Below are 13,116 nucleotides of genomic sequence, written 5' to 3'. Positions count from 1 at the left end.
TTCCCGCCGCCACCGGCCGGATCGACGAAAACGTTTGGACATCAACATCTTCCATGGAAGATTGCGCATCGGCTATGGCTGGTGCTAGCCTTCCGTCGAGCCCCGGATGGGCCGAACGACGGAGGTATGCGGCTACTTCAGCCACCGCAAGAGATCGATACTCTTCTGCGATTCTTGTTGTCCCTGCCCACCCTGGGAAGGAGACACACCTCCGGTTCGGCGCCGATCTATCGGAATCCTGTGCGTATCAGGTCACTTGTGGCATCCAATCCTCCGACCGAAGCAATCGTCGGAAAGGATCGACATGAGCGAACACATCGAGAACGCAACAACCGATTTCGACTTTCACGCATTCCAACGGCAGATCATTGCCGAATTCCGAAACAACGAAGGCCGAGTCGGCGGGATGTTCGAAGGGGCCACTCTGGTTCTGCTCACCACCATCGGCGCCCGGACCGGCCGGCAGCACACCTGTCCGCTGGCCTATCTGGAGGTCGACGAGCAAGCCATTGTCGTCGCGTCGGCCAACGGCGCGCCCACCCATCCCGCGTGGTATCACAATATCCGGGCAAATCCTATGGTCACCGTCGAGCTCGGCGCAGAGACGTTTCCAGCCATCGCCGCTATTGCGCCGACACCCGAGCGAGACCGGCTGTTCGAGCGAATCGTGGACATGGAACCGGGTTTCGGCGACTATCAAGCCGAAACCACCCGAGTAATCCCGGTCGTCACCTTGCATCGAGTGAACCCCGCCGAAGGCGCGGCGGGGATCCGTGGGCTCGGCGACTTTCTTGTCGAAAGCCACGACTGGCTGCGCGGTGAACTCGCCGAACTGCAACAGCAGGTAGCCGAGCTCGTCACCGCTGATGCGCATGAGCCCGCAGCGCTGCCGCCGTGCCCGAGCCTCACCCACGGCATTCGTGCGCACTGTTCGGAGTTCTGTAGCGCACTGTGGCACCATCACACCGGCGAAACCACGGGAGCCTTTCCGCTGCTGGCAGAGCGTTTTCCCGGACTCGATCGGGTACTGAGGCAACTCGCCGACGAGCACCGGATCGTAGCGCGTATCCAAGGAGACATCGCACAACTGGTCGAGAACTATCGGCCGGGTACGGGCGACCCGGCGACACTCGCGGCGCATCTACATTCCCTCGCACAGGAACTCGAAAACCACTTCGCCTACGAGGAGCAGTCGATCGTCGCCGCGCTGAACGCACTCGGTCCGGCTCCGACCGACATCCCCTAGCATCAGGGCCACGCACGACGACATCATCTGGCCGTTGCCGCGCCGGCGGAAACCGCTCTCAGCGGCCACGGTCTGGTCGATCGACCTCATGCTGTCGACCAGCCGCGATGTCGCACGCACCGTGTCCGAGGACATTCGCGGCATGATCGGCTACAGCATGTATGAACCGGTCATCGGGGTAGTCGATGGTCTGCATCCCGCACGCTTGCTCGAGGAAGGCCGACCGCCGACGATCCCAGCAACCCGCCGACCACATCGCGTGCCGCCTTGCCGTAGCCCTCGGCGGAGACCGAAGGGTCCCATGCATGTTGCAGGATGAACCCTTGGACCACCGCCAACAGGACACCAGCGCACGCGTCCGGGTCGAGCTGCGCGGGGATTTCGCCGTCGCGTTGTCCCGCCGCAATACGGTCGCGCAACGCGGTACGCAGACCGGTCACGCCCGCCGTCATCGCCTCGGACAGCGCCGGATTCCGTAGCACCTCGCCCCATGCCTGTACGGCCAGCCGAGTCCGGGCATCCGCCTCGTCGAGCGCGGCCAGCGCCCTGGGCAATCCCGCCATCAGTTCCGGAATCGGCTGGTGGGTACGCAGCGCGTCGAGCACCAGTTCCTCCACCACGCCGATGGCGTCGAGACAGATCGCCCGAATCATCTCGTCCTTGCTGCGGAAGTACCGGTAGAAGCCGCCGGGTGACACCCCGGCAGCTGCGATGACGTCCTGCATCGACGTGCGATGAAAGCCGTCGGCGGCGAAGCACCTGGCTGCCGCAGCCAAAATCTGATCCCGACGGGTGAGGCGATAGTCCGTGTCGGCCTTGGGCACACCGCAACTGTAGAACGAATATTCGTTCTTGACAATGGGTTTCGAACGGGCGCACCGTGGTTGTGAACGAACATTCGCTCTAAATCGGTTCACCCCAATGTCAAGGAGACGCAGATGCGGCACACCCCCGTGCTGATCGTCGGAGCGGGCCCTACCGGCTTGGTCCTGGCCGCGCAACTACAGCGGTTCGGCATCACGTTCCGCCTGATCGACAAGCACCACGATGTTCTGGAACTGACCAAAGCCGCTGCCCTGCACGCGAGAACCCTGGAGCACTTTCGCGATCTCGGCATCGTCGACCGCATTCTGCACGAGGGACAGCGCGTCGATATCCTGCGACTGCGTACCGGATACCGCGACCGCATCGGCATCGACTTCCGGGAGCTGACCGATGTGGCCTATCCCTTCATGATCGACATACCACAAGCATCGACCGAACGCATCCTCATCGAACACCTGACCGCGCGCGGCGTGCCCGTGGAACGAGACGTCACCTGTACCGCGATCGAGCAGACCGCGGACGGCGTGCTCGCCACGGTCACCTTGCCCGACGGCACCAGGGAAACCCTCTCGACCGACTGGCTGGTCGGCTGCGACGGTGCCCACAGTACGGTCCGTTCGGCGATCGGTGTCGACTTCCCCGGCGATGCCTACCCCGACGATTGGGTGTTGTGTGATGCAGAACTCGAGTGGCCGCTTCCACGCAACGAGATGACCTTCTGCGGCGACCGGCAGGGGATCTGCGGTGTGTTCCCATTACCCGGCGCCCACCGCTATCGCCTGGCGTATACGCAGAATCACACGGCCTCTGGTGAACTCGTCGAGCCAGACCTCGCCGACGCCCAATACGCCCTGTCTCGTACCGGAATCGAAGGCCGGATTCGATCGGTCGATCAATTCTGGACGTTCGATCTGTCGCACCGGCACGCCGCGCGCTACCGCTACGGCCGAGTGTTCCTCGCCGGCGATGCCGGGCATGTGCACACACCGTTCGGCGGGCAGGGACTCAATCTGGGTGTCGCGGATGCCATCGACGTGGGCTGGAAGCTCGCGGCCGTGCTGACCGGCCGCGCGCCGGCGGCTCTGCTGGACACCTACCCGACAGAACGGCATGGCGTCGCGACCGAGGTGGTGCGCTTCACCCATCTCGGCGCGCAAGCGATGCTCCTGCGCGACGATCCTCGGCGGCACTTGCGCGATGGGCTCCTGACCGCATTGCAAGCCAGCCCGGCCGTGCGGAGGCGAATCGGCGTGCGACTGTCGCAACTCGGGCACAGCTACCGAACACCGCGGCGGCCCTGGACTCGTGACTCGCTGCGATCCGGTGACCGGATCCCCGATCCCGAACTGTTCGATGGACTCGCCGATCGCCGCGTCCGCCTGCACGATCTACTGTCCAGCGCTGGCTTCACCGCGGTCGTGACCGGGCACGAGAGCGATTCTGCGTGGCGGCCGGCCCTCGGCGTGGTCGACACGCTGCGGCGGCGCCACGGTGTCGCCGGCCTGATCCTGACCACCGGCTGGAATATCGCCCGCGACGCCGTCGCACACCGGGCGCCCACCGTCCTCGACCGCGGTCGGGACGCTCGTGCGTTGTATGGCCGTCACCCGCGGCTGTATCTCGTGCGACCCGACCGGCACATCGGATTCGCCGGTCCACCGGACTCGGCGGACCTCGAAGGCTACCTGACCGACATGTTCACCGACGCCCCGATCGGTGCACGATGAGCACCCGTCGGCCGCGCGCGGTCACCCGAATCGACCTGCTGCAATCCACCGTCTACGCGGTCACCGATCGGCGGACCGTGCTGGTCGACGCCGGCCCGGCCGGGCACGAGACACGATTGCTGAACAAGTTGGCGCGGGCAGGAATCCACACCCGCGATGTCGCGGCCATCGTGCTCACACACTGTCATCCCGACCATGCCGGCGGCGCCGCATTCCTGCAGCGCTATCTCGGCGTCCCGGTCGGCACGCACGTCGCCGAGACCGGATGGGCCCGTACCGGCAGCAGCGACTTCTTCGACGTCGTCCGACCATTCGGCCACCTCCTGCGCCGCACCATGGCGCCGACGTTCCCTCCGTTCGTTCCCGACCTCACGCTCGACACCGGCGCCTCGATGTCCGAGTTGGGCGCCGACCTGACTGTGGTGCACACTCCTGGACATACTCCCGGCTCGATCACCCTGCTGCACCAACCGACCGGAGATGCCCTCGTCGGGGACCTACTCAGCGGCGGCCTGCTGCAGGACAACCGCCCGAATCGTCCGTTCTTCGCGGAGAACACCGAGCAATTACGGCACAGCGTGCGCCGCGTGCTCGATCATCGACCACGTCGCCTACTGTTCGGCCACGGGCGACCCGCCTCGGCGACGTCGGTCGCCAACTATCTGCACCGGCTCTGACCGCTACCGTCGCTGGCTCGGTCCACCCACGAGCCGCCCATGGATCAGATCCGACCGAGCGGGCTTTCCAGTGTTGCCTCGTCGATCCAGAGCTCCGCATTGGCACACTCGGCGATGATCGAGGCCGGCCACCATTCGTCGTAGCACTGTGCTTCGACGAGATGCTCGACCGTCGTCGCCTTCTGTGTGCCGTGTGCGATCATGACCGCGCTGCGGGAGTGTCGGCGGATCGTGTCGATACCGACCGTGACGCCGTGGCGCGGAACGTCGTCCAAGCGACGCAGCGCTGGGAAGGTCGACATATTGTCGCGCCGAGTGGTCTCGGCCAACTCGACCACTCGTGTGATCGAGTCCGCCGGGGTTCCCGGTGGGTTGAACGCGACGTGGCCATCGGTGGCGCCCGACGCCAACAGAAATAGGTCGATGCCGCCGACCGCAGCGATCCGGTCGTCGTAGGCCGCAGGAGCGGCCGGATCGGGCAACCACACACGCTCGTCGGGGATCCCCAACGGACCGGCGATCACTTCGCGGGCGTACCGCAGACAACTGTGCGACATGTGGGGGTCGATTTCCCGACCGCCGACGACGAACTCGTCCATCATCACGATCACCACGTGTTCGACGTACGGTCGGCGGGCCGCCAGTGCCGCGTACGTCGACGCGGGTGACCGACCGGTAGGACACCCGAGCACATACGGCCGGTCGGATGATCGCGCAGTCGCCACCTCGGCGGTGATCCGGGCAGCAAGCGCCGCACCGAGCTGGTTCGGATCCGCAAAGACGGTTGGTCGCACAGTTACCTCACAGGTCCGGCCGGACAACGGAGTGATCCGAGCATAATCCGGCTGCGCATGCACGACCGGGAAAGAAACAGAACTCGCAGGTGTCGCGGCAATGTGGAACCTCGACCGAACCAACTCGATCGAGGCTGGAATGTGTAAGGTCTTTCAGCATCGCGCCTACCACGTCTGCATACTGGTCGAATTGTTGTTCGACCCCGTGATGTTGCGCTGGGCGTCGAACCGCTCTGACGATACGCGAGGACAATTCGTCCCAATCGCGAAGCATCACAAGAATCCTTACAGAAAATGTGCACGCCGTCACATATCGGTGGCGAATCGCATGAACAGGCAATTGCGCTGATCGAAGATATTCACACCGCCGTAACCACAACGCGGCAAAGATGCTTCGGAACCGCAGATTCCAGCAAACGGCCGATCATCCGACGGGTATGGTTGGTCAGAACAGTCGAATCGACGATCTGGGAGATTCTGCCATGCGGTTGCGGCGGTTGGGAATTGCGGTCCTCTCGGCGATGGTGCTGGCTGCCGGGTCGGCGAGTTCGGGTGTGGCGGTTGCTTCCCCGGATCCCGCTGGGGACTACGCCGAGGTACGGCAAGCCATGGACGAGTTGATCGCCGACGGCGCAGCCGGGGTGCTGGTGCGGGTGCGCGACGGGCAGCAGGTGTGGACCCACTCGGCCGGAGTCGCCGAGGTGGGTCGACCGGATCCGGTGCCGCTGGATGGTCGATTCCGGATCGGTAGTATCACCAAGACATTCGTGGCTACGGTCGTGTTGCAACTGGTCGACGAGGGTCGAGTCGGGCTCGAGGATTCGGTCGCCGCATTCTTGCCGCAGTATGGGCTGGACCCGCGCATCACGGTACGCATGATCCTGCAACACACCAGCGGCCTGTTCAACTACACCGGAGAATTCGGGCCGGACGGGGTCGAGCCCGGCATTCTGCCGATCACCGGCCCCGAAGCGCTCGAGGCAGTCAACCACCCCTTCCATCCCGATGAGCTGGTGCAGTTCGCACTGAGCAAACCAGCGCGGTTCGCCCCAGGAACGAACTGGTCGTATTCCAACACCAACTACATTCTGGCCGGGCTGCTGATCGAAAAGCTCACCGGACTGCCGTATGCCGTGCAGATCTACACCCGCATCGTCGTTCCACTGGGGCTGTGGAGCACATTCGTGCCGGGCACCTTCCGCAAGATTCCCGGCCCGCACGCCCACGGATACGCCGACTATCTCGGCACCGGCGACCCGAAATCCGCTGATGTCACAGAGCTGCCCGTGACGTGGGCAGGCGCCGCCGGCGAAATCGTCTCCTCCGCTGCGGATCTCGACACCTTCCTGGCGGCCCTACTCGAAGGCAGGCTGTTGCCGCCGCCATTGCTCGCCGAAATGCGCACGCCACACTCGTTCGCCTCGCAGGGGGCAACCTATGGGCTCGGCCTGCTGTATCGAGACGTCGCACCCGGCTGCACGAGCGTCGGTCACGATGGCGGCGTCCCCGGGTACACCACCGAATTGGCCGGGACAGACGACGGCCGCAGGACTGTCGTGGTGTCGGTGACGAGCGGTCCGACACTGTCTCCCGAAAATCTCGAGGCTGCCGCCGAGTGGGATGCGGCTGTATCCAAGATCATCGTCGAAATCGTGGGCGCGGCCCTATGCGATACCACGACCACCCGCTGAACCGAACACCTCACCCATCGTGGATTCGGATCGGCGAGCGGCCCTGACGAGCACGGTATCCCTTGGACCGAGGCCGTTCGCGCAGGTTTGGCCCCCTGACGGGGTGAACCCTGATCTTTCCCCGATTTCGTGTCGCATCGGCTGACCTTCGTCGGATCGAGTGCCATGCTCGAAGGCGCACAATCCTCGGGAGGTACGACATGGTGAAGAAGGAAGCCACTCTATGGTGTTGCAACGGTTGAGAATTGCGGCCGTCGCGGCGATGGTCGTCTTGGCCGGGTCGATGGGATCCCCTGGCATCGCGGTAGCGGCACCGGATCACTCCGCGCTGCAGCAGGCGATGGACGAGTTGGTGGCCGCAGGCATGGCAGGGGTTCAGGTGCGGGTGCGTGACGGGCAGGAGGTGTGGACCGGTTCGGCGGGGGTCGCCGAGGTGGGTCGAGCGGATCCGGTGCCGGTGAATGGGCGTTTTCGGGCCGGGAGCATCACCAAAACGTTCGTGGCCACGGTGGTGCTGCAGTTGGTGGACGAGGGTCGCGTGCAACTGGATGATTCGGTCGCCGCCCACTTGCCACAGTTCGGGCTGGACCCGCGCATCACGGTACGCATGATCCTGCAACACACCAGCGGCCTGTTCAACTACACCGGCGAGTTCGACTCGGACGGATCGGCCGAACTCGGCATTCTGCCGATGTCCGGCCCAGAAGCTGCCGCGGCGCTCAACCGCACCTACCATCCCGATGAGCTGGTACGGTTCGCGCTGAGCAAACCAGCGCGGTTCGCGCCTGGTGAGAGTTGGTCGTATTCCAACACCAACTACATTCTGGCCGGGCTGCTGATCGAAAAGCTCACCGGCTTGCCCTATGCCATTCAAGTCTATACCCGCATCATCGTGCCACTGGGACTGCGGAGCACCCATGTTCCGGGAACCACCTCGATGATTCCTGGGCCGCACGCCCACGGATACGCCGATTTCGCCGGCACTGGTGACCCGAAATCCGCTGACGTCACCAATTTCCCAGCCACCTCGAGTTGGGCTGCCGGTGAAATCATCTCCACCACCGAAGACCTCGACACCTTCCTGACCGCCCTGCTCACCGGCCGACTCCTGCCACCGCCACTGCTCACCGAAATGCGCAGGGGGCATTCGTTCGGATCAGCAGGTGCCGATTACGGGCTCGGCCTGCTGTATCGAGAACTCGCGCCCGGCTGCACGAGCATCGGCCACGACGGCGGTGTCGCCGGCTACTCAACAGTACTCGCCAGCACCGTCGATGGCTCCAGATCCGTGGTCGTTTCCCTCACCACCGGACCGAGTCTTGCTCGCGATGATCTCGAGGGCCTCGAACGTATGGCAACCACCGTGCGCGAGATAGTCACCGCCAGTCTGTGCGGCGTCACCGCTGGATCGTGACCCGAACTCTCCGGCGCCCTCTGGATTCAACTACCGTCGCGCAACGACAACAACCCGCCGGTCGTGCCGAGATATGCGGCTCCGTCGGGCCCGAGCACGATGCCGGTGTAGTGGTTGCCGAACGCGGGGCCGGTGCCAGCCAACTGCTTCCACACGGTCTCACCGGTGCGATAGTCGAGGGCGGTCCAGTACCAGGGGCCGCTGATCTGGGTGCCTTTGGTGTAGGTGTAGATCAGCCCTGTGGCCAACGACAGTTTCGACACCACACTCGGAGCGCCCTCCACCGAGTTGGTCCACACCAGATGGCATCCGTTGCCGTCGTCGTCGATATCGACGCGAGCGAAGCCCGGAGCGCTGGGTGCGCCGAGCAGGGCATCGCGCGGGACGTAGCCATAGTTGTTCTCCACGATGATCGAGCGTCCCGCGCCGATCAGCGAGTTCTCGGTGCCGCTGCGGCCGGGCTCGAACACCGGCACCGAGCACACCTGCCGCTCGGCGGCATCGGGTGCAGTGCGGTAGACGACGACGTTCATCGGGTCGGCATTGTCGGTGATGGCGACATAGCCGTTGGGCAGGATGGTGGGTGTGGTGCCGGTGCCATCGTTGATTTGGCCGGGCTTGTGCTGGCCGCTGTTGGCGTAGGTGGCTTGCCACGTGATCTGCGGCTCACCCTCGGGACCGGCATCGAACCGGACCAACTGCCGGTTGGTGGCGATGTAGACGTCGCCGTCCGCACCGACCGCGAACGAGTTCGCTATCTCGTTCTCCGCACCCTCGCCCAACCGAGTGGCCTGCACCGCACCGGTATCCGGATCGAGGGTGCCCACCAAGCCGTTGGTCTCGCCGACGAACCAGATGCGGCCGTTGGAGTCCGGCAGCGCGGAGTTCAATGCCTCTTCCGGACGCAGCACGCCGCTCAGGTCGTAGTCGCGCTCGAGCACGAATCCGTCGGCAGCGGCGGTTTGCGCGAACACTTGGATATGGCCGGTGTTGGTGCCCACCACTGCGCGATCCTCGTTGTCGAGGTAGAAGTACACACCGCCGCCGGTGTCCAGAGCGGCGCCGGGCTGCAGCACATCGCTCGCGCTCCTACCCTCCAGCGGGTGTTTGCCCAGAACGGTCATGGTCGCCGGGTCGATGAGATATAGACTCGGATCGAGCCCGAGGCAACTGGCAACGATACGACCAGCGCGATCGAACGCTGCCGAGATACACAGGTTTCCCAGCAACACCGAATTGGTTTGCGGTGTATGCCCCAGCGGTCCGGGGCGGGTGTAGGTATCGCTCATCCACCCGTCGTTGTGCACGCCGGAGTCACCGTTCGGAGCCAGGTACGGGTGCTGGGGGATCGGTGGGATGCCCGTGATCGGGTTGGCGGTCGCAGGTGCACCGACGAACTCCGGAACTTCCGACCCGTGTGGAATCTCGGGAACTGGGACCGCCTGAGCAGAGGTCGCGGACGCGGCCAGAGCTGCTGCCAGTAGCGACAATCGGATCACCCGGGAACGGAGGAAACACCACATAGCGGGCAGGCTAACCAGTTGTCGCACACTATGAATCCCCCAGACGAGTGATTGCAAATGCCTTTGCGTTTATCCACTATGGCAATTGAAGCTATGCCTATGGGTCGAAGTGCAGCGCCGCGTTACGCGAGAAGGAGCCAGCCCGATGGCCGACTCCATCCTCATGCCATGTACTCACCATCGTCGCTGTCGTCCGACGTGACCGGGACCACCTGCCGTGCGTAGGTGGTCTCTGGGTGCACGGTGATCACGTCGGCGAGCTTCACCAACTCGACCGGGAGATGGGAGTCGAAGTGCCAGAGGCTGGGCACGATCACCGCGGCGGCGTCGGCCGCCCAGACGGCGTTCATCAATCGAGTGATCGGGGAATCGGTACGTGGCCCGAAGGCGATTGTCTTGGCCAGATTGTAGCCGAGTCGAGCTGCGAGGCTCCGAATCTGAATTTCATGCCATCCCTGGGAAATGCCGGACACATCCCGACGCAGGTAGCCGAGGGCTTTCGGCTTCGTCATGGTCGCCCGCCCAGTGTGGTGGTGTCGGTGGACGGGCTCCGTGACCGGTCGTCACTGCCGATGAGCCCTGCTTCGATCAAAGCTTCGAGAACACCACCGATGTCCTCACCGCTGACGGCGAGCATTTGCGCCCAGGAGAACTCGGGGCCGACCAGACCATCGGCAAACACTGGGCTCCATGTGCCGTCCTCGCGGAGCAACCAACGAACGGGTTCATCGGGAGTAGACCGTCCGTAGTCGATGGGCATGTGCCGTAGTGCAGAAGCCAGCCGGGTCAGAACCTGTGGATAGTTCGTCACCGGCAGAGCGCGAAATGCTTCGTTTCCCATAAGATACCTTTGCTCGAATTGGATTGGTAAGAAAGCGAACCCGGCCCGGTGTCGACCCTTTCTTGGTACCGGACGTTGGAGCGAATCATGTGGAGGGGGTGAACGCTCCGCTCCCCTGCCGGGTACCCGTACAGGGGACACCAAAAGGACCGAACTCGGGAGACCAAATCCGGTCTCCAGTCGAGTTACATCAAATCCCCTGGTTCGGTAACATGTTGACCAGCAACCATTTCCCAGGATGGGAAGGTAGGGGATGTCGGGGTGGAAAACTATGTCGATTAGTGGGAGCAGTACATTGCCACGCCGCCAACTGGGGCGGTATCTCCGTGAGGGACGAGACAGCCTCGGTATGACGCTCGAGGAAGTAGCGAGCCTGATGCAATGGGGCAAGAGCACGCTGCACCGGCTCGAGCGTGGGCAAGCCGACCGAGTCCGAGAACTCGATGTCCGCGAGCTATGCCGGATATACGGGCTATCGGCCGACCGTACCGCCGCTCTCATCGGGCTCGCCAAACAAGCCGCGGTCAAGTCGTGGTGGCACGAGTTCGGGGATGTGATTCCAGCGAACTTCAGCGTCTACATGGGGCTGGAGTCATCGGCCCGTAGCCTGAGGAGCTACCAGCCCGATCTCGTGCCCGGACTGCTTCAAACCGAGGACTACACGCGGGTCCTTGCCCACTCTGCCAATCCGAGTGCTAGCCCGTCAGAGATCGACCCTAGCGTGCGGATCAAGATGCAAAGGCAGGCTCTGCTGACCCGAACCTACAACCCAGTCGACATGGCCGTTATCCTGCACGAAGGCGCACTGCGCCGGATCATTGGCAGTCACCGAGTCATGTCGAACCAACTCAGGCATCTTGCCAACGAAAGCAGCCGACGGAACATCACCATTCGTGTGCTGCGTTTCGCGGCCGGTATGCCCACCGGTGAACAGATCGGCCCTTTCGTGATCCTCGATTTCGGAGTTGACGGCCATGGAAAATCGGTCGAGCCGACCATCGTGTACGCCGAGGGCTACACCGGAGACATGTACTCGGAGAAGGAAGGGGTTGTGCGACGGTACGCAGACGCTTACGAGACGATTCAGCGGAACGCGCTGGATGAAGTCAGCAGCCGAACCCTGCTGAGAGCTATAGCAAAGGAGTACGAGCGTGAGCGCTGATATGTCGGGAGCCAAATGGTTCAAGAGCAGCCGCAGCGGCCCCAGCAAGGAATGCGTAGAAGTCGCGTTCCATGAAGGCGTGGTCGGTGTGCGTGACTCCAAGAACCCGAGCGGCCCTGCGCTGGTGTTCACTCCCAGCGAGTGGGATTCGTTCACCGCCGGTGTCACCGACGGGGAGCTCGACCGACCCTGATTGCTCCTGATGCAGTGACGGCCCGCCAGAGCTCCTCTGGCGGGCCGCTTCTCGAAGAATATCCCTTGGTCACTATGAGTAGATCTCGACCACGGAACAGAACCATCGCCACGGCGAGCCATTTTCGATCTGTTATCGAAGACGTTGTGGCAGTGGGTGTTTGATGCGGCGACGTCGGGCTCTCCACTTCCTCGTGCGGCTGACTGCTCACCCCGTACAACGGAGGCGGCAACCGGGATCGCAGAACAACGCCAACCCCACACACGGCTACGAGGCCACGGCGAACGCGACAACGCACAACTGAAGAACTGGAAGGTCCTGCACAACTATGCTGGTGCCTGCGCAAGGCCAGTCCCTGACCACGGCCGTCTATAGCCTGCAGGACAGCGAGTTTCAGTCCGCGAGGTTGAAACGGGCTCACAGTTGAGAAAGCCCGAGCTGCGCTCCAATACGGCCAGCGGCGAGGGTGTGTCGGTCGCTGTCGGCATGGTCCTGGTCCTGGTCCTGGGGATAGTTTGGCCGCCGTGGATGAGCTATTCGGTTGTGGTCTGTTCTTTTTCGCGTGCGCGTCGCCATTCTTCGAAGGCTGCGAGTTCTGTGTCGTAGCGTTGACGTACCGGCCCGTTGTTCGGCACTCGGTAGTACCACCAGTTCTGGCCTCGGTGCGGTTTGCGTATCTGTCGTGCCAGCCACGCGAGTTGGTCGTCGATGGTGATGCAGCGGTAGCGGTGATCATAGCTGGACAGCCACTCTGTGACCGGTGCGCGTACTGTCGGGTCCAGGTGCTCGATCGTGGTTTCGATGAGATCCCGGAACCGGAACCCCTCGCTGAAGCCGGCGGCGTCCCAGATATCCCATGGCAGGGCCGTGGACGACTGGTCCTGCTCGATTTTCAGCACCGTGGTTGCCCATCCGACCAGCAGCCAGTCGAGTGCAATGACTTCCGGCCCGTCGGTGTCGCAGGTGATGCCGGCCAAGTGCTGGAACCCGTCTGCGCCGAGGGGTTGGAGTAGATGCCAGTCG

13 protein-coding genes are annotated in these 13,116 nt (G+C 63.6%); 7 read left to right on the top strand and 6 right to left on the bottom strand.

The features are described from left to right. The first annotated feature begins 304 nt into the window (after positions 1-304). A complete protein-coding gene (locus K940_RS34110; protein ID WP_036528099.1) occupies positions 305-1,246 on the top strand; it encodes a nitroreductase/quinone reductase family protein in 942 nt (313 codons plus the stop codon). Positions 1,247-1,416: 170 nt separating this feature from the next. Here K940_RS34110 and K940_RS27620 read toward each other — a convergent pair whose 3' ends face one another. Beyond that, complete coding sequence (locus K940_RS27620) at positions 1,417-2,070, bottom strand: TetR/AcrR family transcriptional regulator (RefSeq protein WP_051407038.1); 654 nt, start codon at positions 2,068-2,070, stop codon at positions 1,417-1,419. A gap of 114 nt (positions 2,071-2,184) precedes the next feature. On the opposite strand from K940_RS27620, the gene K940_RS0109320 reads away from it, so the two are divergent. Both K940_RS0109320 and K940_RS0109315 read left to right on the top strand, forming a co-directional pair. Beyond that, a complete protein-coding gene (locus tag K940_RS0109320; protein ID WP_028477308.1) occupies positions 2,185-3,798 on the top strand; it encodes an FAD-dependent monooxygenase in 1,614 nt (537 codons plus the stop codon). Beyond that, positions 3,795-4,475 (top strand): MBL fold metallo-hydrolase, encoded by a 681-nt coding sequence (locus K940_RS0109315; protein WP_028477307.1) that lies wholly within the window; start codon positions 3,795-3,797, stop codon positions 4,473-4,475. Before K940_RS0109320 ends, K940_RS0109315 begins: the two co-directional genes overlap by 4 nt. Positions 4,476-4,519: 44 nt before the next feature. Here the strand turns inward: K940_RS0109315 and K940_RS0109310 are convergent, their stop codons facing one another. Further along, positions 4,520-5,269 carry a 6-phosphogluconolactonase gene (locus K940_RS0109310; protein ID WP_036528097.1) on the bottom strand — a complete coding sequence of 250 codons (750 nt, stop codon included), beginning with the start codon at positions 5,267-5,269 and terminating at the stop codon, positions 4,520-4,522. Between the two features lie 482 nt (positions 5,270-5,751). On the opposite strand from K940_RS0109310, the gene K940_RS27615 reads away from it, so the two are divergent. Further along, positions 5,752-6,960, top strand: a complete 1,209-nt coding sequence (locus K940_RS27615; RefSeq protein ID WP_196812149.1) for a serine hydrolase — start codon at positions 5,752-5,754, stop codon at positions 6,958-6,960. 223 nt (positions 6,961-7,183) lie between these two features. Continuing rightward, a complete protein-coding gene (locus tag K940_RS27610; protein WP_051407037.1) occupies positions 7,184-8,374 on the top strand; it encodes a serine hydrolase in 1,191 nt (396 codons plus the stop codon). Between the two features lie 26 nt (positions 8,375-8,400). Here K940_RS27610 and K940_RS0109290 read toward each other — a convergent pair whose 3' ends face one another. From K940_RS0109290 to K940_RS0109280, 3 genes are all read right to left on the bottom strand, one after another. Next, entirely contained in the window at positions 8,401-9,897 is a 1,497-nt protein-coding gene (locus K940_RS0109290; protein WP_028477304.1) for a hypothetical protein, read from the bottom strand. 161 nt (positions 9,898-10,058) lie between these two features. Continuing rightward, entirely contained in the window at positions 10,059-10,409 is a 351-nt protein-coding gene (locus tag K940_RS0109285) for a hypothetical protein (protein WP_028477303.1), read from the bottom strand. Next, positions 10,406-10,738 (bottom strand): hypothetical protein, encoded by a 333-nt coding sequence (locus K940_RS0109280; protein ID WP_028477302.1) that lies wholly within the window; start codon positions 10,736-10,738, stop codon positions 10,406-10,408. The genes K940_RS0109285 and K940_RS0109280 overlap by 4 nt, the downstream gene beginning before the upstream one ends. 271 nt (positions 10,739-11,009) lie before the next feature. Between K940_RS0109280 and K940_RS0109275 the strand changes: the two genes are divergently transcribed. Then, on the top strand, positions 11,010-11,900 hold the full coding sequence (locus K940_RS0109275) for a helix-turn-helix transcriptional regulator (RefSeq protein WP_028477301.1): 891 nt from the start codon (positions 11,010-11,012) through the stop codon (positions 11,898-11,900). Then, positions 11,890-12,093 carry a DUF397 domain-containing protein gene (locus K940_RS0109270; protein WP_028477300.1) on the top strand — a complete coding sequence of 68 codons (204 nt, stop codon included), beginning with the start codon at positions 11,890-11,892 and terminating at the stop codon, positions 12,091-12,093. The genes K940_RS0109275 and K940_RS0109270 overlap by 11 nt, the downstream gene beginning before the upstream one ends. A 533-nt stretch (positions 12,094-12,626) precedes the next feature. On the opposite strand, the gene K940_RS32900 is transcribed toward K940_RS0109270, so the two are convergent. Further along, on the bottom strand, positions 12,627-13,116 hold a 490-nt coding region (locus K940_RS32900), incomplete at its 5' end, for a hypothetical protein (protein WP_036528092.1).

Source organism: Nocardia sp. CNY236 (assembly GCF_000482385.1).
Lineage (GTDB): Bacteria > Actinomycetota > Actinomycetes > Mycobacteriales > Mycobacteriaceae > Nocardia.
The sequence above is the reverse complement of the archived record's forward strand: the minus strand, read 5'-3'. Positions and strand labels throughout refer to the sequence as shown.

What these genes read in the sequence shown, in the direction of transcription:
- K940_RS34110 (WP_036528099.1), top strand. Translation starts at nt 305, where the DNA reads ATGAGCGAACACATCGAGAACGCAACAACCGATTTCGACTTTCACGCA.
- K940_RS0109320 (WP_028477308.1), top strand. Translation starts at nt 2,185, where the DNA reads ATGCGGCACACCCCCGTGCTGATCGTCGGAGCGGGCCCTACCGGCTTG.
- K940_RS0109315 (WP_028477307.1), top strand. Translation starts at nt 3,795, where the DNA reads ATGAGCACCCGTCGGCCGCGCGCGGTCACCCGAATCGACCTGCTGCAA.
- K940_RS27615 (WP_196812149.1), top strand. Translation starts at nt 5,752, where the DNA reads ATGCGGTTGCGGCGGTTGGGAATTGCGGTCCTCTCGGCGATGGTGCTG.
- K940_RS27610 (WP_051407037.1), top strand. Translation starts at nt 7,184, where the DNA reads ATGGTGTTGCAACGGTTGAGAATTGCGGCCGTCGCGGCGATGGTCGTC.
- K940_RS0109290 (WP_028477304.1), bottom strand. Translation starts at nt 9,897, where the DNA reads ATGTGGTGTTTCCTCCGTTCCCGGGTGATCCGATTGTCGCTACTGGCA.
- K940_RS0109285 (WP_028477303.1), bottom strand. Translation starts at nt 10,409, where the DNA reads ATGACGAAGCCGAAAGCCCTCGGCTACCTGCGTCGGGATGTGTCCGGC.
- K940_RS0109280 (WP_028477302.1), bottom strand. Translation starts at nt 10,738, where the DNA reads ATGGGAAACGAAGCATTTCGCGCTCTGCCGGTGACGAACTATCCACAG.
- K940_RS0109275 (WP_028477301.1), top strand. Translation starts at nt 11,010, where the DNA reads ATGTCGATTAGTGGGAGCAGTACATTGCCACGCCGCCAACTGGGGCGG.